The sequence below is a fragment of the Pseudomonas sp. P9_35 genome (genome assembly GCF_034008205.1).
Taxonomy (GTDB): domain Bacteria; phylum Pseudomonadota; class Gammaproteobacteria; order Pseudomonadales; family Pseudomonadaceae; genus Aquipseudomonas; species Aquipseudomonas kilonensis.
In genome coordinates this window covers 2,079,067-2,098,540 of sequence record NZ_CP125373.1, presented here as the reverse complement: position 1 = coordinate 2,098,540, position 19,474 = coordinate 2,079,067, and the positions used below count along the sequence as shown (strand labels likewise).

Genomic DNA, 19,474 nt, shown 5'->3' with positions numbered 1-19,474 from the left:
GAGCTGGCGAAGCCTGCGATCTTTTGATCTTGATCTTGATCTTTCGCTTGGGATTCAAGTGTCTGGGGAAAGATCGCAGCCTCGTTGCACTCGACAGCTCCTACAGAGCTCCTACACAGCTCCTGCAGAGCTCCTACAGAGCTCGGCGGGAGCGATCGTCCTGCAACAAAAATTGGTTCACCGCACGTCAGGCTCAAACCAGGTGCAACGCCGTCAGCAACATATCGATCGCCTTGATCCCCACGAACGGCACCACGATCCCGCCCAGGCCATAAATCAGCAGATTGCGTCGCAACAGCGCCGCCGCACTTGCCGCTTGCACTCGCACACCGCGCAGGGCCAAGGGGATCAGCACGACGATGATCAAGGCATTGAAGACAATGGCCGACACAATCGCGCTCTGGGGGCTGCTCAGGTGCATCACATTCAACACGCCGAGCTGTGGATAAATCGAAGCGAACAGCGCCGGCAGGATCGCGAAATACTTGGCGATGTCGTTGGCGATGGAAAAGGTAGTCAATGCGCCACGGGTCACCAGCAGTTCCTTGCCGATCTGCACCACATCGAGCAATTTGGTCGGGTCGCTGTCGAGGTCAACCATGTTGGCCGCCTCCCGCGCGGCCTGGGTGCCGTCGTTCATCGCCATGCCGACATCGGCCTGGGCCAGGGCCGGGGCATCGTTGGCACCGTCGCCGCACATGGCCACCAGCCGACCGTCATTTTGCTCATGACGGATACGCGCCAGTTTCTTCTCCGGCGTGGCCTCCGCCAGCACGTCATCGACACCGGCCTCGGCGGCAATCGCCGCGGCGGTCAGCGGGTTGTCGCCGGTGACCATCACCGTGCGAATCCCCAGCTTGCGCAGCTCGGCAAAGCGCTCGCGGATGCCGGGCTTGACCACGTCCTTGAGGTGGATAGCGCCGAGCAGCTTGCCGTCCACGCACACCAGCAGCGGCGTGCCGCCACTCTGGGCGATCTTGTCGACCTCCCGCGCCAGTGCCTGCGGCAACTCATTGCGTGCAAGGCCGATGAAGTCCAGCAACGAATCCACGGCGCCCTTGCGGTAGATGCGGCCCTGATAGTCGACCCCGGACAAACGGGTTTCGGCACTGAACGGCACGGCTGTCAGCGCGTCGACACCCGGCTCGGGCAGTGAATGCAAACCTCGCAGGTACTCGACGATGGACTTGCCTTCGGCCGTGTCATCGGCCAACGAGGCAAACAACGCGCCTTCTGCCAGCTCCTTGGCACTCACGCCGGGGGCGGCATAGACCGCCGTGCAGCGACGATTGCCAAAGGTGATGGTGCCGGTCTTGTCCAGCATCAACACATGCACGTCCCCCGCCGCCTCGACCGCGCGACCGGATTTGGCGATCACGTTCAGGCGCACCAACCGGTCCATCCCGGCGATGCCAATGGCCGACAGCAGCCCGCCGATGGTGGTGGGAATCAATGTGACCAGCAGCGCCACCAGAAACACCAGCGGCAGGTTGGCGTTGGCGAAATGGGCGAACGGTTGCAGCGTCACCACCACCAGCAGGAAGATCAGCGTCAGGCCGATCAGCAGGATATCCAGCGCCACCTCGTTCGGCGTTTTCTGGCGCTTGGCGCCCTCCACCAAAGCGATCATGCGGTCCAGGGTGGACTCGCCGGGATTGCTGGTGATGCGTATCAGCAGCCAGTCGGAGACCAGCCGCGTATTGCCGGTGACGGCCGAGCGATCGCCGCCGGACTCGCGGATGACCGGCGCCGATTCGCCGGTGATCGCCGCCTCGTTGACCGCGGCGATGCCTTCGATCACTTCACCGTCGCCGGGGATCATGTCGCCGGCCTCGACGCGCACCACATCGCCTTTGCGCAGACGGGTGGCGGGGATGATTTCAAAGCCGCTGGCGGTCTGGCGACGTGCGTTGAGGCCTTCGCTGCCAGCCTTGAGACTGTCGGCCCGGGCCTTGCCGCGGCCTTCGGCCAACGCTTCGGCGAAGTTGGCGAACAGTACGGTGAACCACAGCCACAGCGCGATTTGCGCAGCGACGAACGTCGGTACGGTACTGTCGGGGATGAAGCACAACACGGTGGTGAGGATCGCGGTCAGTTCCACCACCAGCATCACCGGTGCGCGGTGCAACTGGCGAGGATCGAGCTTGACGAAGGCTTGCACCAGCGCCGGCCGCCAGAGGGCCGACAGGTGGGTCTTCGGTTGTTCCGGCGCCTTGGCGGCGACGGTTTTGCTCATCGGCATATTCATCATCAGGTCCTCAGAAGCCCATGCTCAGGTGTTCGGCAATCGGCCCCAGCGCCAGGGTCGGCAGGAAGGTCAAGCCGCCCACCAGCAGGATGGTCACGGTCAACAAGGTCACGAACAGCGGGCCGTGGGTGGGGAAGCTGTTCTGGCCAATCGGCGCGGTCTTCTTCAAGGCCAGGCTGCCGGCCAACGCCAACACCGGCAGGATGTAGCCGAACCGGCCGATCAACATCCCCAGGCCCAGCATCAGGTTGTGGAAAGGTGTGTTGGCGCCGAACCCGGCAAATGCCGAACCGTTGTTCGCCCCCGCCGAGGTGTAGGCGTACAACAACTGGCTGAAACCATGGGCACCCGGATTGCTCACCGCTGCGGCCGGTCCGGGCAGGCTTGCGGCGACGGCCCCCAGCACCAGCACGCTGACAGGCATCACCAGCAGGGTTGCCACCAACAGTTGCACCTCCCGGGCGCCCAGCTTCTTGCCCAGGTATTCCGGGGTGCGACCGATCATCAAACCAGCCAGGAACACCGCGATCAGCACGTTCAACAACATCCCGTAGAGCCCGGCCCCGACGCCGCCGAAGATCACCTCGCCGACCATCATATTCACCAGCGCAACCATGCCACTGAGTGGGTTGAGGCTGTCATGCATGGCGTTGACCGAACCGTTGGAAGCCGCCGTGGTGGTCACTGACCACAGCACCGTGGCGGTGGTGCCGAAGCGTGCTTCCTTGCCTTCCAGCGGCGCGGTTTGCTCGACGGCCGGGTTGTTCAGGGCCGGGTTCGGCTGGTATTCGGCCCACAGCGACGTGGCACCGCCAATCAGGAACAAGGCAAGCATGCAGGCGATGATCGCCCGGCTCTGGCGCAGGTCCTTGACGTAATGGCCGAAGGTGAACACCAACGCGGCGGGAATCAGGATGATCGAAGCGACTTCGAACAGGTTGCTCCAGGCCGTCGGGTTTTCGAACGGATGCGCCGAGTTGACGCCGAAGAAACCGCCACCGTTGGTGCCCAGTTGCTTGATCGCGATCTGGCTGGCGGCCGGCCCCAACGGGATGACCTGGTCGGCGCCCTGCATTGTGAGCCCGTGCACATAATGCGCAAAGGTCTGCGGCACGCCCTGCCAGACCAGGAACAACGCCAGCAGCAGGCACAACGGCAACAGCCCGTAGAGGGTGGCGCGGGTCATGTCGACCCAGAAATTACCCAGCGTCGCAGCGGACTTGCGCCCGATACCGCGACACAGCGCCACGAGCACGGCCAGGCCGGTGGCGGCACTGACAAAGTTCTGCACGGTCAGGCCGACCATCTGGCTCAGGTAGCTCAGGGACGCTTCACCGCTGTAGGACTGCCAGTTGGTGTTGGTCATGAAACTCACGGCCGTGTTGAAAGCCTGGGTCCACTCCATGCCGGGCAGTTGCTCGGTATTGAGCGGCAGATATCCCTGCAGCAGCAGAATGGCGAACAGCAACACAAAACCCGCCAGGTTGAACGCGAGCAAGGCCAGGGTGTATTTCTGCCAGCTCTGCTCAGCGGTGGAATCGACACCCGCCAGGCGATAGCAACCGCGCTCCACCGGGCCGAGGATCGGCGAAAGCCAAGTACGCTGGCCTTCCATCACCCGGTAGTAAAAACGCCCCAGAAACGGTGCCGGAATCAGCACCAGGGCGAAAAAGGCGAGGATCAGCCCGTAGTCATAACCGTGCATAGCCGCTCCTAGTTCCGATCGGCGCGCAACAGCGCAACCAGCAGATAAATGAACAGCGCCCCTGCCAGCAGCAGCGACACCCCGTCCAGAACATTCATGGGATTTCTCCGTGGTACGGCGTCGTGCCGTGTGTGGAGTGATTGTCGGCAGGGAGGCTGTAAAGGAGCGAGATCGAGAGCCGTGCTAGGGGGTAAAGAATCCGTAAAAAATGTTGGCTGGGGTGGCCTTATCGCGAGCAAGCTCGCTCCCACATGGGATCTGTTGTGAATAAAGAATGTCCACTGAAGGCTCTTAGTGGGAGCGAGCTTGCTCGCGATAAGGCCAGCCCAGGCACCAATGCTCTGAACTGGGGCACAAAACCCAGCCATCCGGCAGGGAACATCCCCGATACGACACGATTTCATCCATTACGACCGCCCTCGCCACACTGGCACGCCCACTGCACTGCCCCTCCCCAGCGCTTTTGCTATTGATCGAGGGGAGCCACCGATGAACACACAACTCAAACCCACCCTGGGCACCCTGCATTTATGGGGTATTGCCGTCGGCCTGGTGATTTCCGGCGAGTATTTCGGCTGGAGCTACGGCTGGGGCGTGGCCGGGACACTGGGCTTTCTGGTGACGTCCTTCATGGTGGCGGCCATGTACACCTGCTTCATTTTCAGCTTCACCGAACTGACCACCGCCATTCCCCATGCCGGCGGGCCGTTTGCCTACAGCCGTCGCGCCTTCGGCGAGAAAGGCGGGTTGATTGCCGGCCTGGCGACGCTGATCGAATTCGTCTTCGCCCCGCCGGCCATTGCCCTGGCCATCGGCGCCTACCTGAACGTGCAGTTCCCGGCCCTGGACCCGAAACACGCAGCGGTCGGCGCTTATATCGTGTTCATGGGCCTGAACATCCTCGGGGTCAAGCTGGCCGCGACGTTCGAGCTGATCGTCTGCATCTTGGCGGTGGTCGAACTGCTGGTGTTCATGGGCGTCGTGGCCCCGGCGTTCAGTTTCAGCAGCTTTGCCCTGAACGGCTGGGCCGGTTCCGATGTGTTCGGTGCACCGGCCATCGCCGGCATGTTTGCCGCGATTCCCTTCGCCATCTGGTTCTTCCTGGCCATCGAAGGCGCGGCCATGGCCGCCGAAGAAGCCAAGGACCCGAAACGCACGATTCCCAAGGCCTACATCAGCGGCATCCTGACCTTGGTGTTCCTGGCGATGGGCGTCATGTTCCTGGCCGGCGGCGTCGGCGATTGGCGCACCCTGTCGAACATCAACGATCCCCTGCCCCAAGCCATGAAAACCGTGGTCGGCGAAAGCTCCGGCTGGCTGCACATGCTGGTGTGGATCGGCCTGTTCGGCCTGGTGGCGAGTTTCCACGGCATCATCCTTGGCTACTCGCGGCAGTTCTTCGCCCTGGCCCGCGCCGGTTACCTGCCCGCCTCCCTGGCCAAACTGTCACGCTTCCAGACCCCGCACCGGGCCATCATCGCCGGTGGAGTGATCGGCATTGCCGCAATCTACAGCGACGGCCTGATCAACCTCGGCGGCATGACCCTGACTGCGGCGATGATCACCATGGCCGTGTTCGGCGCCATCGTCATGTACATCATGAGCATGCTCAGCCTGTTCAAATTGCGTAAAACCGAACCCAACCTGGAACGTACTTTCCGCGCACCGGGCTATCCGATCGTGCCGGGCATCGCCCTGGTGCTGGCAGTGGTGTGCCTGGTAGCAATGGCCTGGTTCAACGCGCTGATCGGGCTGATCTTCCTCGGCTTCATGGCGGTGGGTTTCGTCTACTTCATCCTCACCGCACAACTGCGCGCAGACGCTCCCGCCGATGCGATGCTGACCGGGCTTTGAGGTGAAGCTGGCCGAACGGGCGTAGTATTGAACCACTGCGAGCAACCTTCGCTCATAAGTGGTAGGTGCGATGGATCGGCGAAATGTTCGTCCGTCCATCGCCCCCTCAAGGAGAACCCTATGCCCTGGTATGCCTGGTTGATTCTGATTGTTGCAATCGGCTCGATCGTTGGTGGTCTGATGATGCTGCGCGACACCGCCAACAAGGTCGAGCTGACCGATGAGCAACGCAAGCGCGTTGCCGAGCGCAATGCGGAAATGGATGCGAAGGAGGCCAAGGATCGTTGAGCTGCTTGTGTGGCGAGGGAGCTTGCTCCCGCTGGGTCTGTAGGAGCTGTCGAGTGCAACGAGGCTGCGATCTTTCTCCTATAAATTGAGTCTGGAGCGAAGATCAAAAGATCGCAGGCTTCGCCAGCTCCTACAAAGCCAGCGCCTGCTGCATCACTTTTCCCAATCCGCCTTGGCGATATGCAAGCCATGCAGCCCCTTGTACGCCGCCCGCTCAGGCTGGCTCCAGCCCTCCAGCAATGAATCTTCCAACCGATAGATCTCAACCCCCAGCGGACGACAGACGCTAAGGGGATCCTGCGCATCCGGCCCCCACATCGCCAGCGACAAGTCACCACCCGGGCAAGTGGACAGGGCGCACAACAGATCGATCTCGGCAAAAAACTCCAGGTAATCGCCCTTCTGCGCCGGACAGGCCTTCATGAAGTACATGTCGTCATGATTAAGCCCCGTGCACTGGAAAATATTCAGCACGTCATGCACATCGAATTCCGTCAGGCCGTGGGGCAACACAGCACGGGTCAGGTTCGAATGGCAGTGATGATGAAAATCCTCGCCAGTCAGCATCTTGTTCACATAGGGATCACAGCGCGTACCCAGCAGATCGTGCAGTCGGCCACCATGCTCATCAATGCCATAACCGGCCAGGCTGTCATCGGTGATGGTCACCAAGGGCCGCAGGAATGGCAGGTTCGACCACAACCGATCATGGGTGCTGACGTGGGCGCCTTGAAGCTGGCGCGTGCGCGCTGCCCACAAGCGTTCCCGTGGATCGTGGGCATTCCAGACGTTGAAGTCCCCCACCTGCGGGCCTACCGGGGTCGTGACGCGGAACACATGACCGGCAGGTACGTGCCAAGCGCGGCCAGTGCGGATGGGTACCTCGAACTGTTCGATCAAGGTGCGTTTGTCCTGCTGGGTGCGGATGCGGTCGTAGAAGGGTTTGTCCACTTGCAGGGCTGAGCCTTTGCTGACCTGGTAGGCGGCTGGGTAATCTTTGTACATGGCGCGGGTCCTTGATCAGTGGTGATGGGTGGGCGTTAGCAGTTGCAGAAGCAGTTGCTCGGAATCGTCGAGGTAAAGACTCATCGCTTCGTAGGCCACAAGCTTGTCGCCCTCGGCCAGGCAATCGTGGATATAGCGGTCACGCGCTAGCCACGGTGCTTGGAAACGCGCCTCATCGGGCGCGGAGCTAAATACCAGGCGCAGTTGTGCAACCACATTGGTGAAAAACTCATCAAGTAATGGACTGCGCATCAATCCGACGATGTGCTGATGGAACGCCAGGCCATGGGTACCAACCGAACGCCAGTCTTCACGCTCGCGAGCCAAATCCGCAGCCTCGAGAGCTTCGAGCATCCGGTCGGACTGATACTCGCGCAATGGCTGGCTGCCCAAGATGGCTTGAAGCTCCAAGGTGCGACGGACCTTGAACAGATCTCGTACATCATCGACACCTAACCTGCGGACCATCACGCCTTTGTTGCGCACGTAACGGGTCAACCCTTCCTGGCCCAGGCGGTGTAACGCTTCGCGGATGGTGTTGCGGGAGGCGTTGTAGGCCGAGACCAGGTTGTTCTCCACCAGCGCCATGCCTGGCAGCAGGCGGCCGCCGATGATGTCGGCGCGCAGTTCCAGGGTAATTTGGTCAGCTAAGGAAGGTCCGTCGGTCATGCTCTGCGCCTCAGAATTGTTCAACAATCTACTGGTAGTGAACAATCACGTTTCATGCCAAGTGATACTGCCCCCTAGCGTCCTTCGATAAGCTCGCGCATAGCTGCACAGCGATGGGCTCGTTAGCTTGTGCTATGGGCTATGTGCGATATGGCGCTTAGTATTTTTTCTGAACTGTGAAACGAAATTCCGCGCAGTCGCGACGTAAGCAACGCCGTCTACCTGGAGTCAATAGCTGGACAGGTCGCACCGACTAAACCTGCACAATTTACCCGCCACACAAACGTTAACTTAGGTATAATTACTATTTTTTCAAGCGACAAGACAATGCTAAATTCAATTCAAGCACTCAGAACCCTCGCCGCTTGGCTAGTTGTATTCCACCACTACTTGCAAATTGTACAGAACAACCAATTAACAGGCCCTTTGCCCACAGCCCTGCACCTATATGGAAATATTGGCGTCGATCTATTTTTCATAATTAGCGGTTTTGTCATCTACCTATCGGCATTCGAAAAGAACATAACACCCACTACATTTGCAATGCATCGCCTCTCGAGAATTGTACCCGCCTATTGGTTATTTACATTAATATCATCCGAAATATTACTTACAGCACCAACCTTTATACCCCTTACTCAGTTCGAACCAATATTTCTTCTTAAAAGCTTATTTTTCATACCTGCACAAAACCCTTCAGGGATAGGCTTATTCCCTCTCCTAACCGTTGGCTGGACGCTGAATTATGAAATGATTTTCTATACAGTATTCCTTCTCTGCCTCTTCCTTCCAAAATCGTTCAGGCTGCCTGGGCTCTTTATTGGCATAATTGTTTTACAAAACTTCTCAACCAAACTCGGCAGCAACTTTAAATTTTATGAAAACAAAATAATCTATGAGTTTTTAATTGGCATAGCGATAGCACTCGCCTACAAAATCGGACTCATACAGCGTTTAAACTCTTTGGCCGCTGTTGCATTGACGATAACTGCTGGCTGGATGCTAGTTCATTTTGGACCAGTGACGCATAATCCTTGGACGTTCGGTATAGCCTGCGCCCTGATAGTTATTGCCGCGATTTCCAAGGAGAAATTGTTCGATAAGCTGGGGTGGATCACTAAACTTGGCGACTGGTCCTACTCAACTTATCTATGCCACGTATTGATTATGTGCTGCTGGATGGCAATTCAGATACGTTTTAATTTAGACGAAACGCTAACTTTCTCCTTGATTATCGTCAGCATTCTTGCGGTATCGTGGGCCAGCTTTACATTTATTGAGAGGCCTATTTCAAGGTTCGTCAAATCAACGTCAAAAAAGACGGTTCAAAAACCAATCACACCCTAGCTTAATTTGCAATATAATCTCTGCAAGCTTGGAGGACAGTCAACTTTTGATTGCCCTCCTGAGATACCAAAAATGCATCCTGTCTTGGAGACGATTACCACTTACCTCGTCGTAGGAGAATACAAACCCGCGCTGCCGTTGAACAGCTCACCGGAGATACCAAATAAACGTAGTCCACCTTGTCATGAGTGGGGTTTAAGGTGCACATACTTTGGATCCGTTATTATTTCTTAATCAGACGATATTAAAATTAAAAAAACAACAAGAAAAAATGAAAGAGATACAAAAATAACGCATCTCTTTCAGCATTGGATCAAAACAATCAAGCATCGCGAGCCATTGATACTCCACCGCTCTCTTGAACCGGCTTGATGCGTTCAAAAACAAATTCATTGCAACCCAGTCTACCTCCCACAGTTTTCAACTTCAGCAATTGGTAACCTAGCTCCTTGTAAAACTCAAATATTTTTTCCGGCGTGGCAACCTCGAAGGGATATCCACCCAGCCAGTCAAGCAGATCGTACCAGATGCTCATCCCACGATTATACTTCCGACGGCGCACGAACCTAAGTAGCAACCTTGGGAAAGTTGGGTAAACACCATGGATCAAAATGAAAACAGGACGTATAAAATTGTACTTAGCATAATTGCGCTTAACAAAGGTCCAATAACGAGTATAAAAACCTTGTTCATTATAGATCGCTATAAAAATCCGTCCCTCACTGGAAACGCTTCGCTCCGCATTTCGCAAGGCGGTCCACATATCGCCGGTATGATGCAGAACCCCCCAAGAATAAACGATATCGAAACTTCCCAAGCTGCGCAAAAATAAAGTATCAAGAACTGAGCCGGTCCTGACCTCCCAGCGCTCATCGCCTTTGTAAAATCTATTACGCAACTCATTGGTACAAGCGACTGACTGGGGATCATAATCAAACGAGACGACACTTGCTCCAAGACGCCTCGCGGCTAATGAAAATAGACCGCTGCCGCTACCGATATCAAGAAATCTCTTACCATCCAGCGTCTCGACTCCAAGCATGGTCTTGAGACTCTCTATGGCCTGTTGAATACGATCCTCGTTCAGTACCGTTAGGAAGTTTGACCAGTTTGCCCCAAAGGCAAATCGTTCTCCGCTTGTCATCTCTTCGCTATGAGTCTTCTCTGTAATAGATTCAGTCATCGAAATCATCCTTGGAGTAGTAATTGAAGCTTGGTTTCAAGCTCACATTAGACTTGCCAACGAACAAAAACAGTAAGCTGCTTCACTCGACGTCCCCGCAGCCGTCAGGTGCCGTTCCAAGGCTGGGTACTATCGCTTCCACATAACCTGCCACAACCGCAACCCAGCATCGTGACTATAAGTGACCCGCATTATCCAAAGCAGTTCCCATTGGCCAGAACGCAAAAAGGCCAGTCTTCTCAACTGGCCTTCTTCATGATCACATTTCAGTTCACTTCCAGCTTGTCACGATTTTTGTCCAGGATCGCCTTACCAATTCCCTTGACTTCCAGCAGCTCGTCCACAGAGGCGAAAGCGCCATTATTCGAACGATATGCAACAATCGCCTCGGCCTTGGCCTTGCCTATTCCTATCAATTCTCGTTGCAACGTAGCGGCATCCGCCTCGTTGAGATCTACCTTGGCGTTTTGTTGTTCTCCCCGCTGTTCAATAATCTGCGGCGCTGCCGTCATCTCGGGTTTGATCCCAGGCGCAGCGATGGCAGCTATTGAAGCGCTGGTGAGAAAAGCAAAGACCAGAGAGTAGAAATAGCCTGTACGCATAAGTGACGCTCCATGACATCGTTAAGAGAAAGCAGCTTTTCCGAAGCTGCCCCTCAAACTTAGGCGATGATTGACGGCTGTCAAAAATGGCTACGTTACAGCTTGTGTAAAAATCAAGGTTCCAGGCGACGCTGCTGATAGATCCAATCGACAATCTCCCCGTCCGGGGTATAGCCGCAGACAGTGTCACGAAGCAATTGACGAACTCTCGCGTAATCATCACGTTCGATAGCAGCCAGCAATTCAGCCAGCCCGGCCTTGAGCACATCCCACGGCAAGTGGTCCTCATTGGCACTCATGATCATCGGGTGCTGGGTTGCCACCACGTTGTCGCCTATCAACAACTCCTCATAAAGCTTCTCGCCTGGGCGCAGGCCCGTAAACTCGATCGAGATGTCGCCGTGGGGATTTTTTTCCGACCGAACGCTCAGGCCGGACAAATGAATCATCTTTTCCGCCAATTCGACGATCTTCACCGGCTCGCCCATATCCAACACAAACACATCCCCTCCCAACCCCATGGAGCCCGCCTGGATCACCAACTGAGCAGCCTCGGGGATAGTCATGAAATAGCGTGTGATTTTTGGATGCGTAACAGTCAGCGGCCCGCCAGATTTGATCTGTTTATGAAATAACGGAATGACCGAGCCAGACGAACCCAGCACATTGCCAAACCGGACCATGGTAAATCGAGTTTTATTGACACGTGAGACATTCGCTTGGTCACCGAACAATACCGGAGCCAGCTCCCGACTTAGCGCCTGCAGGGTCAATTCAGCAAGCCGCTTGGTACTGCCCATCACATTTGTCGGGCGCACGGCCTTATCAGTGGAGATCAGGACGAAGTTTGACACACCAGACTGCAACGCAGCCTGTGCGGTATTCAGCGTTCCGATTACGTTGTTCAGAACACCTTCGGCAATATTGTGCTCGACCATAGGCACATGCTTATAAGCTGCTGCGTGATAAACCGTGTCGACATTCCAAGTCTTCATCACGTCCAGCAACTTCTCTTGATTGCGCACCGACCCCAGGATTGGCAACAGCCGAACAGACAATGACTCCCGGGCAATACGCGGTTCCAGTTCGGACAAAATACTGTAGAGATTGAATTCGCTATGCTCGAAAAGCAGCAATGTAGTTGGCTTGAGCGCCAAGATTTGCCGACAAAGTTCTGAGCCTATCGAACCGCCGGCGCCGGTAACCAGAACCGACTGGCCTGTGATGCAATGCTCAAGCAGATCGGCTTGTGCCGGCACGGGATCACGCCCTAGGAGGTCGGCAATGTCTACCTCCTGGATATCATCGACCTTGACTCGACCACTGGCCAGATCCATAAAACCGGGGACGCTACGTACATGAAGGGGAAAACCCTCAAGCAGTGTCAGAATCTCCCGACGACGACCGCGTGAAGAGGACGGGACGGCCAGCAATATTTCCTGTGCCCCCGTAGCATCAATCATTCTTTGTATGTGTTTAGGTTGATAGACCTGCAATCCTGCAATCACACGGTCAGCGATGCTGTTGTCATCGTCTATGAACGCGACCGGCCGCATGACTCTCCCCATACGCAATGCCGCCACGAGTTGGTTACCCGCTGCCCCGGCACCATAAATGGCAACCTTGGGCAGACCATCGTCACGATTGGTAAATGGTACATGTTGAGCTGCGGTGAACCAGTCACCCAGGAAGTACTGGCGCATCATCAGGCGAAGCCCACCGATCATGATCAGGCTCAACCACCAGTAATTGAAGATAATAGAGCGCGGTACCACGGTTTTATGGTTACTGTACCAATACACCACCAAGGCCAACAGTAACGCCGAAAGACTGACCGCCTTGCAGATAGTGATCAGCGCATCGTTGCCGAAATAACGCATGACAGCACGATACATACCGAAGCGTATGAAAATCGGGATAGCGATCAGGGGAGCAGATGCAAAAAGCCAGAGGTGGGTTTCGACCGGACTGGCCAGCGCCTCCAACCCCAGCCGAACGACAAACGCCAGCCACAGGGCGATCCAGACCAGAATGACATCAGTGGCCACTTGAATTGTGCGTTTATGGCGTCTTGGCAACCCCAATAACGCTGTTCTTAATTTACCCATGGACCCTTCCCGCACCTTGGCCAGCTCCTGAAAACTAATCCATTCCTGATGAACGCCGTTACATGATCGTCCGTTGGACAATCGATAACCGAAAAACGCCAACCTTGCCTTGATATCAGGCCTTCTCAAGCTCGCCGGCATGGAACTTGATGGCAATCACCACTAACGGCACGTAAGCCACAATTAACGCCAACGCCCCATCAATGTTCCACAATACGACGCTTGCAGCCAGAGGTAGCAGCCAGAATACGTTGATCGCAGCGACTGCCAACGTCACCGGCAGGTGTCGCCCATAATGACGCGAAGCAAACTGATAGGCATGGCTACGATGAGCTTCGTAGACTTTGTCACCCCGTAGCAAGCGCCGTATCAAGGTGACGGTTGCATCAACGATAAAAACACCGAGCAGGATGAGCCAAACCCATAACAGATTGGATGAAACCCAAGCCGCCTGCAGAGAAAGCACTCCCAGGGTGATGCCAAGAAAGCCGCTTCCTGCGTCGCCCATGAAGATACGGGCAGGTGGGAAATTCCAATACAGAAAACCTGCCACCGCCATCGCGAGTACCAGGGGAGCCACGATCAACGTTTCAAAGCCGCCTAACCAATAGAGCAGACAAGCTCCCAAGCAAGCGCAAATCGCTTCAATGCTAGCGATGCCGTCGATACCGTCCATGAAATTGTAGAGGTTGAGCATCCAGACCAGAAATAGACCGGCGCAGAGGTAAGCTGCCCAGCCAAAATCCACCGTCATGCCCATGATATCCATAACAGGCAATCCGCCTCCTAGCCAGAACAATGCCCAGGCAGCGGCACTGAAATGCCCCAAGAGTCGCCAACGTGCGGCGATATGTCCATGATCATCAAGAAAACCAAGTATAGCGACGCCGGCTCCCGCCCCGAACATCGCCAAGACAGCGTTCCAGGATAGCTCATCGCCTCCCCAAAGAGGCATAGCTACCAAAAAGCACAATACAATAGCAACTCCGCCCCCCCGAGGAGTAGGAATTGAATGAGAACTCCGGGCGTTAGGAATATCAATTAGACTACGGCTTAATGCGTAGCGTCTTAAAAGCGACGTTAAAAACAGCGACCCAAGAGCAACTAGCAGCAAGGAAAAAAGCAGGACCATCATCAAAACTCCATCCGCAAGCATCTTCCGCTGAGAGGTAAAAAATAACTAAACTGCATTTGACTTGAAATCCCTAGCAGCCTTCCGCAGGCCTTCATCCAAGCTCTCAACAGGACGCCAGTCCAATAGCTCGCAAGTTTTTCTAATGTCAACCTGAAGCGAACCGTTAAGCCTAAGGGCTATATCCCTGCGCCCGAGCAAGGCAGCGCCTATATTCAAAACAACTGGTGGCATGGGAATTAACACAGCTTTTTTTTCCAAAGCCTTCCCCATCCGTACCAATAGCTCAGTAGTGGAAACATCCTCACCATCACTAACCATAAATATTTGATTTGCTGCTTTTGGATGATCCAGGCAGACCAGAATCAAGTCTACCAAATTACCCAGAGAGACCAGGCTTCGTTTGTTTCGAATGTCACCTAGCGGCAAGGGAATACCACGACTCAACCAACTCATCATGCTACGGAAGTTTGCCTTTACTCCTGGGCCGTATACTAAAACCGGACGAATAATAACAACCTCCATTCCAGACTCTTCGGCGATACGTTTTAATCCTTGCTCTGCCTCCATTTTTGAAATGCCATATGGATCTATCGGTGCCGGAGTATCATCCGCTTGGTATGGGCAGCCAGGGACAGTGGCCTCCCCATTAACTTTTATGGAGCTTAAAAAAATGAATCGCTTCACTCCAGCTACAGCTGCCTTACGCGCCAAATCAAGAGTAAAGCTCACATTTACCTTACGAAAATCAGCCAGTGGATCACTTGAGCTATCGTTCATGATATGAACACGTGCGGCACAATGAACAAGCGATCGAACACCATTCATAACCGAATCGGAGATCATACCGGTTTCAGGTAAAATTGCAGTCTGAACGTCCGCTGGAAAATCTATAGTATTCTGTCGGACAAGCGCTACCACTTGTTTGTCATGAGATAACAATAGTTTAATCAGCGCAGAACCGACAAATCCGTTTGCTCCGGTGACGAGAACTTTCTCACTCACAATTAGACGCTCGCTCTAACTTTGAATAAATATCCAGATGTTGCTGTACTATTTTTTTTATATTAAATGCTCTTTCCGCCAACGCTCGACCCGCAATTCCCATCCTCTGTCGAACCTCAGCGTTTTGGATCAGCTCTTCAAGACTATCGGCCAAAGCCATAGCATCTCGTACTGGGACAAGCAAGCCCGTAACATTGGGATCGATCGCGTCACGGCAACCAGGAACGTCTGTAGTAACGACCGCCCGGCCACATGCAGCAGCCTCAACTAAAACCTTAGGTAGCCCTTCGCGATAGGAGGGCAACGTTACAATATTGGCATTGGTGAACAACTCTCCAATGTCCTTACGATAGCCTAATAACTCGATGATTCCTTCGTCCCGCCAAGTCGCAATTTCCGCAGGAGTAATGGTCGCCGGATTTCCAAGATCGACATCACCGACAATCTGAAACCGGGCAGCAATTCCCCTTAATTGAAGAATTTTCACAGCTTCGACAAATTCGATTACTCCCTTGTCCCGCAACAGCCGGGCAGCGAAACAGACAACGGGGGTTTGAGACATATTTTCTGGCATAAACGAATACAGATTCAGATCGACACCAGACCCGCGGATCATCTCGGCCTTGTTTCTATCTACTATGCTAAAACCTGTCAGAACAGCACAATCATCCGGATTCTGGAAAATTACGCGTAGATTTTTTTTGCCCAAGGCTAGCTTATAGAAAAAATTCACCACTTTACGTAATAGAGTGGCTTTAATCCCTTGGGAAACGAATACAAATCCGAGACCTGAAACTGCGGCGACAACCCCTTTCACTGGCGCAAAGCGTGCAGCGATTCCTCCGTAAATTACGGGTTTGATCGTAACCAAATGCAGGATTTTCGGCTTTACTTTCCAAAGCAGACGCCAGACAGAAAATAAAGAAAACAACTCACTGAACGGATTACTTCCACTTCGGGAAAGGGGCAACAAGTGATGAATAAACCCTTTATCCGTAATGCTGCTTACAGCTTCGCCGTCCATAGTCGCAATGTGCGTCTCATACCCCATCTCTTTTGCAGCTTCAGCAATTGCCAGTCGGTGCGAAATAAAAAAAGCAGGGTCATTCACAATCATCAGCAGTTTATCTGTCATTGCTGTATATCCAGCTAGATTTGAGGCAGCGTGGCTTTGAAAAAATCGAAGTCAAGAATAGCTTAAGATGCACCATCTCGCCAAACATCACACGCATTACTTCCCTGGGCAAATTTTCTTATAAGCCTCGCTGAAACGAGACTTGGCATAGCGCATTGTGAAATGCTCATAGATCCGAAGCTGTGCTTTTTGGCCCAAATCGGAACGATAAACGTCTCCTGCCGAAATTAAACACTTCAATCCTTCAGCCAAGGCACGAGGGTTCTGTGGCTCAACCACTATCCCTGTCTCACCGACTAGGAATGCGGCATCTCCGACATCCGTCGCCACGCAGGGCAATCCCATGGTCATAGCTTCACCCAATACGTTTGGAAACCCCTCTGTCCGTGAATGCAGACAAAAGATATCCATAGCCTTTAGGCAAACGGGGACATCCTTTCGTTCGCCCAGTAATACGAAACGCTCGGGGTATCCGGTCGAACGAATCAATGTCATTAATGGTTTATTTTCAGAGGTCAGATCACGACCAACAAGTAAAAACTTGACATTCGGATAATCGCCAAGCAACAGCGAAGCTGTCGAAATAAAATTTTCGTGATCTTTCGCCAAATTATATCGGCCGAGACTGCCCACCACCAAATCTTCTGGAGAAAAACCAGCAGCTATGCGAAGAGCTTGCCGCTCCTGCACCGAAGCCGTTAGCACCTCAGGATCGAATCCATTGGGAATGACCATCATCTTCGCACTGTTGTAGCCGATTCGCTCATGCTCGACCCTAGATGCATTGGCAGCACAGATGATCAATTTAGGAACGAAATGAGATAAAATAGCACAACATTGTCGAATCCATCCCGTAACTCTACTAACGCCGCTATTCACATTAGTGGTACGAATTCCCCAAATAACATTACGAACGCCGGCTAATCTAGCAGCGACACCACCAATCAAATCTGCATGATACATCCAAGTTTGAACAACATCGGGGGCATTTTTTCGAAAAATTTTATATAGATTAAAAAGCACTCTTGGAACATCAAGAGCGCCTCGCATATTCAGGGTGGTAACGTCTCGTCCTCTCGCTCGAAGTTCTGCTCCCAATCTACCCAGATCAGTTAATGAAATGATGGAATGATTTTGATCAATATCATTATTAAACGACTCAGAGAGTCGCAAGAGCATAAGTTCAGCACCGCCAATATTTAATCCAACGATGACATGAATGACTTTCATGAGCTCTGAGCCTCCAGCCATGCTTGAAACATCAATATGCTCCAGAGCTTGGTGGAATTATTCGCTTTGCCAGTCAGGTGGTCACTCCATGCTTTTCTAACTATGGTGGAATTAAAATAGCCCTCCTTTTTAAGACGCTGTTCCTGCAGCAGTGTTTCAGCCCAATCCCTGAGGGGGCCTCGCAACCAAGACGCAATAGGTACGGAAAATCCTTTTTTGGGACGCTCTATCATTTCTCGAGGCACGTGACGATATAGCACTTCACGGAGTATCCACTTACCTTTCCCGTCACGTATTTTCATACTCAGCGGCAGACGCCATGACAGCTCTACAACCTGGTGATCTAGCATTGGCACTCTAGTCTCCAGACTGTTTGCCATCGCGGCTCGATCCACCTTCACCAGAATGTCATCAGTCATATAGGTTTTGGCATCCATGGCCATCATCCAATTTTGATAATTATCTACTGAAGGCCAAGAACTTTTTGAGTTTAACAATGTAGGGGGCTCAAAAGCGCCCAAAACCAGCTGGTTTGGGTGCTGCCAATGACTAAGTAGCCGACGATAGAACTCCTCGCGATCCGGCGCTCCCATAACCTCTAAAAGCTTTTGCATTTTTCCTGGAAGAGGAGCAAGCCCCATAACCGATGCTGCGGCGCCTCGTAACGACAGAGGCAAACGATCAAACACACCCCACATACGTGGAGCAAACTGATAAGGATTATACCCCCCAAACAACTCATCGCCGCCGTCGCCGCTAAGGGCGACAGTCACCTGCTGCTTGGCGAGATGGCTCACGAGATAAGTGGGAATTTGCGAGCTATCCGCAAAAGGCTCAGAGTAGATCCCAGGTAGGCGAGGAATTACGTCCAAGGCGTCACTGGATTGGATATATATTTCCGTGTGTTCCGTTCCCAGATGCCTAGCTACCTCTAACGCGTGCTCAGCCTCGTTATATCCTGACTCGTGAAACCCGATTGTGAACGTTTTGACTGGACGGCTGCTTTGCTTTTGCATCAGAGCAACAATAGTGCTGCTATCTACACCGCCACTTAAAAAAGCGCCAAGCGGTACATCCGCTAACATTTGCCTACCAATCCCCTGAACTAGCTCAGACTCCAGTGCATCAATGGCCTGTTCCTCTGTACCATTAAAGGGATTCGCGATGCCTGCTTCGACCGCAACATTCATTTCCCAAAAGGGAATAGGCTGACTTTCCTCACTTATTGGCCCGGCTGACAACTGCAAATAATGACCCGGCAACAGTTTAGCTATTCCTGTATAGATACTATACGGCGCTGGAATATAGTTATAACGCATTAAAAGAGCCAATGCATTACGGCTGATCTGAGCCTTGAATGCTGGATGCACCTTAAGACACTTCAACTCAGAACCGAACAAAAGCACTCCATCTTGCCACCCCCAGTAAAGAGGCTTTTCACCCATACGATCACGGGCCAGAGTCAAGACACGAGTTTCACGATCCCATAAGGCGATCGCAAACATTCCCACCGTCGCGCGAAGCGTGCTTTCTATACCCCATGCCGAAAAACAGGCTAACAATGTTTCGGTATCAGAGTGCCCAGCCCAGCAAAAGCTACGCCCTTCATTAGCCAAACGGCTTCGAAGTTCCAAGTGATTATAGATTTCACCGTTAAAGGCAATGACATACCGGTCGCAGGGTGAAGCCATCGGTTGATGCCCCGCAGCCGAAACGTCGATAATTGCCAATCTTCGGTGAGAAAAACCAATTCCCGCATTTCCGTCGAACCACTCGCCGTTATCATCAGGTCCCCTGTGATAAATAGCATCGCCCATTCTTCTCAAGAGCCCTGGAGAATCGTCAAGATCCGCCTTTAACGTCAAAAAACCGGAAAACCCACACATTAGGTTCTTGTCCTTAAAATCACCATGCGATGCATAATAAAGCGCTCGACCATTACATTGCAATAGTGTTGCATTAA

The 19,474-nt window shown here is 53.5% G+C and carries 16 protein-coding genes; 3 read left to right on the top strand and 13 right to left on the bottom strand.

The window, feature by feature from the left end; translation table 11 throughout:
• Nucleotides 1-193: 193 nt before the first annotated feature.
• The 3 genes from kdpB to kdpF are packed head-to-tail and all read right to left on the bottom strand — an operon-like array spanning nt 194 to nt 4,051.
• Complete coding sequence (gene kdpB, locus QMK47_RS09350) at nt 194-2,248, bottom strand: potassium-transporting ATPase subunit KdpB (protein WP_253472570.1); 2,055 nt, start codon at nt 2,246-2,248, stop codon at nt 194-196.
• Between the two features lie 10 nt (nt 2,249-2,258).
• Nucleotides 2,259-3,953, bottom strand: a complete 1,695-nt coding sequence (gene kdpA / locus QMK47_RS09345) for a potassium-transporting ATPase subunit KdpA (protein WP_320390070.1) — start codon at nt 3,951-3,953, stop codon at nt 2,259-2,261.
• A gap of 8 nt (nt 3,954-3,961) precedes the next feature.
• Complete coding sequence (gene kdpF / locus QMK47_RS09340) at nt 3,962-4,051, bottom strand: K(+)-transporting ATPase subunit F (RefSeq protein ID WP_063322338.1); 90 nt, start codon at nt 4,049-4,051, stop codon at nt 3,962-3,964.
• Nucleotides 4,052-4,442: 391 nt separating this feature from the next.
• Here kdpF and eat point away from each other — a divergent pair, with 391 nt between their 5' ends.
• Nucleotides 4,443-5,807 (top strand): ethanolamine permease, encoded by a 1,365-nt coding sequence (gene eat / locus QMK47_RS09335; RefSeq protein WP_253472563.1) that lies wholly within the window; start codon nt 4,443-4,445, stop codon nt 5,805-5,807.
• A 120-nt stretch (nt 5,808-5,927) separates the two neighbouring features.
• A complete protein-coding gene (locus QMK47_RS09330) occupies nt 5,928-6,095 on the top strand; it encodes a DUF2897 family protein (RefSeq protein WP_003183831.1) in 168 nt (55 codons plus the stop codon).
• 153 nt (nt 6,096-6,248) lie between these two features.
• Here QMK47_RS09330 and QMK47_RS09325 read toward each other — a convergent pair whose 3' ends face one another.
• Nucleotides 6,249-7,100: an urea carboxylase-associated family protein gene (locus QMK47_RS09325; protein ID WP_028236958.1), complete on the bottom strand. Its 852-nt coding sequence runs from the start codon at nt 7,098-7,100 to the stop codon at nt 6,249-6,251.
• A gap of 15 nt (nt 7,101-7,115) precedes the next feature.
• Complete coding sequence (locus QMK47_RS09320) at nt 7,116-7,769, bottom strand: GntR family transcriptional regulator (protein WP_253472559.1); 654 nt, start codon at nt 7,767-7,769, stop codon at nt 7,116-7,118.
• Nucleotides 7,770-8,096: 327 nt separating this feature from the next.
• Here QMK47_RS09320 and QMK47_RS09315 point away from each other — a divergent pair, with 327 nt between their 5' ends.
• Nucleotides 8,097-9,116 (top strand): acyltransferase family protein, encoded by a 1,020-nt coding sequence (locus QMK47_RS09315; RefSeq protein WP_253472556.1) that lies wholly within the window; start codon nt 8,097-8,099, stop codon nt 9,114-9,116.
• Nucleotides 9,117-9,438: 322 nt separating this feature from the next.
• Here QMK47_RS09315 and QMK47_RS09310 read toward each other — a convergent pair whose 3' ends face one another.
• From QMK47_RS09310 to asnB, 8 genes are all read right to left on the bottom strand, one after another.
• The gene (locus tag QMK47_RS09310; protein WP_253472553.1) at nt 9,439-10,299 is read right to left on the bottom strand and encodes a class I SAM-dependent methyltransferase; all 861 of its coding nucleotides are present in this window, start codon (nt 10,297-10,299) and stop codon (nt 9,439-9,441) included.
• Nucleotides 10,300-10,565: 266 nt separating this feature from the next.
• Entirely contained in the window at nt 10,566-10,901 is a 336-nt protein-coding gene (locus tag QMK47_RS09305) for a ComEA family DNA-binding protein (RefSeq protein WP_253472550.1), read from the bottom strand.
• A 113-nt stretch (nt 10,902-11,014) separates the two neighbouring features.
• On the bottom strand, nt 11,015-13,009 hold the full coding sequence (locus tag QMK47_RS09300) for a polysaccharide biosynthesis protein (RefSeq protein WP_253472547.1): 1,995 nt from the start codon (nt 13,007-13,009) through the stop codon (nt 11,015-11,017).
• 115 nt (nt 13,010-13,124) lie between these two features.
• Entirely contained in the window at nt 13,125-14,141 is a 1,017-nt protein-coding gene (locus QMK47_RS09295; RefSeq protein WP_253478458.1) for an MraY family glycosyltransferase, read from the bottom strand.
• Nucleotides 14,142-14,189: 48 nt separating this feature from the next.
• The gene (locus QMK47_RS09290; protein WP_253472544.1) at nt 14,190-15,146 is read right to left on the bottom strand and encodes a UDP-glucose 4-epimerase family protein; all 957 of its coding nucleotides are present in this window, start codon (nt 15,144-15,146) and stop codon (nt 14,190-14,192) included.
• Nucleotides 15,139-16,281, bottom strand: a complete 1,143-nt coding sequence (locus QMK47_RS09285; protein ID WP_320390069.1) for a glycosyltransferase family 4 protein — start codon at nt 16,279-16,281, stop codon at nt 15,139-15,141. Before QMK47_RS09285 ends, QMK47_RS09290 begins: the two co-directional genes overlap by 8 nt.
• 96 nt (nt 16,282-16,377) lie before the next feature.
• Nucleotides 16,378-17,511 carry a glycosyltransferase family 4 protein gene (locus QMK47_RS09280; RefSeq protein WP_253472538.1) on the bottom strand — a complete coding sequence of 378 codons (1,134 nt, stop codon included), beginning with the start codon at nt 17,509-17,511 and terminating at the stop codon, nt 16,378-16,380.
• Nucleotides 17,508-19,397: an asparagine synthase (glutamine-hydrolyzing) gene (gene asnB / locus QMK47_RS09275; RefSeq protein WP_253478455.1), complete on the bottom strand. Its 1,890-nt coding sequence runs from the start codon at nt 19,395-19,397 to the stop codon at nt 17,508-17,510. The genes QMK47_RS09280 and asnB overlap by 4 nt, the downstream gene beginning before the upstream one ends.
• Between the last annotated feature and the right edge of the window lie 77 nt (nt 19,398-19,474).

What these genes read in the sequence shown, in the direction of transcription:
- QMK47_RS09295 (WP_253478458.1), bottom strand. Translation starts at nt 14,141, where the DNA reads ATGGTCCTGCTTTTTTCCTTGCTGCTAGTTGCTCTTGGGTCGCTGTTT.
- kdpA (WP_320390070.1), bottom strand. Translation starts at nt 3,953, where the DNA reads ATGCACGGTTATGACTACGGGCTGATCCTCGCCTTTTTCGCCCTGGTG.
- QMK47_RS09285 (WP_320390069.1), bottom strand. Translation starts at nt 16,281, where the DNA reads ATGACAGATAAACTGCTGATGATTGTGAATGACCCTGCTTTTTTTATT.
- QMK47_RS09315 (WP_253472556.1), top strand. Translation starts at nt 8,097, where the DNA reads ATGCTAAATTCAATTCAAGCACTCAGAACCCTCGCCGCTTGGCTAGTT.
- QMK47_RS09300 (WP_253472547.1), bottom strand. Translation starts at nt 13,009, where the DNA reads ATGGGTAAATTAAGAACAGCGTTATTGGGGTTGCCAAGACGCCATAAA.
- kdpF (WP_063322338.1), bottom strand. Translation starts at nt 4,051, where the DNA reads ATGAATGTTCTGGACGGGGTGTCGCTGCTGCTGGCAGGGGCGCTGTTC.
- QMK47_RS09305 (WP_253472550.1), bottom strand. Translation starts at nt 10,901, where the DNA reads ATGCGTACAGGCTATTTCTACTCTCTGGTCTTTGCTTTTCTCACCAGC.
- QMK47_RS09320 (WP_253472559.1), bottom strand. Translation starts at nt 7,769, where the DNA reads ATGACCGACGGACCTTCCTTAGCTGACCAAATTACCCTGGAACTGCGC.
- QMK47_RS09330 (WP_003183831.1), top strand. Translation starts at nt 5,928, where the DNA reads ATGCCCTGGTATGCCTGGTTGATTCTGATTGTTGCAATCGGCTCGATC.
- QMK47_RS09325 (WP_028236958.1), bottom strand. Translation starts at nt 7,100, where the DNA reads ATGTACAAAGATTACCCAGCCGCCTACCAGGTCAGCAAAGGCTCAGCC.
- QMK47_RS09310 (WP_253472553.1), bottom strand. Translation starts at nt 10,299, where the DNA reads ATGACTGAATCTATTACAGAGAAGACTCATAGCGAAGAGATGACAAGC.
- kdpB (WP_253472570.1), bottom strand. Translation starts at nt 2,248, where the DNA reads ATGAATATGCCGATGAGCAAAACCGTCGCCGCCAAGGCGCCGGAACAA.
- asnB (WP_253478455.1), bottom strand. Translation starts at nt 19,397, where the DNA reads ATGTGTGGGTTTTCCGGTTTTTTGACGTTAAAGGCGGATCTTGACGAT.
- eat (WP_253472563.1), top strand. Translation starts at nt 4,443, where the DNA reads ATGAACACACAACTCAAACCCACCCTGGGCACCCTGCATTTATGGGGT.
- QMK47_RS09280 (WP_253472538.1), bottom strand. Translation starts at nt 17,511, where the DNA reads ATGAAAGTCATTCATGTCATCGTTGGATTAAATATTGGCGGTGCTGAA.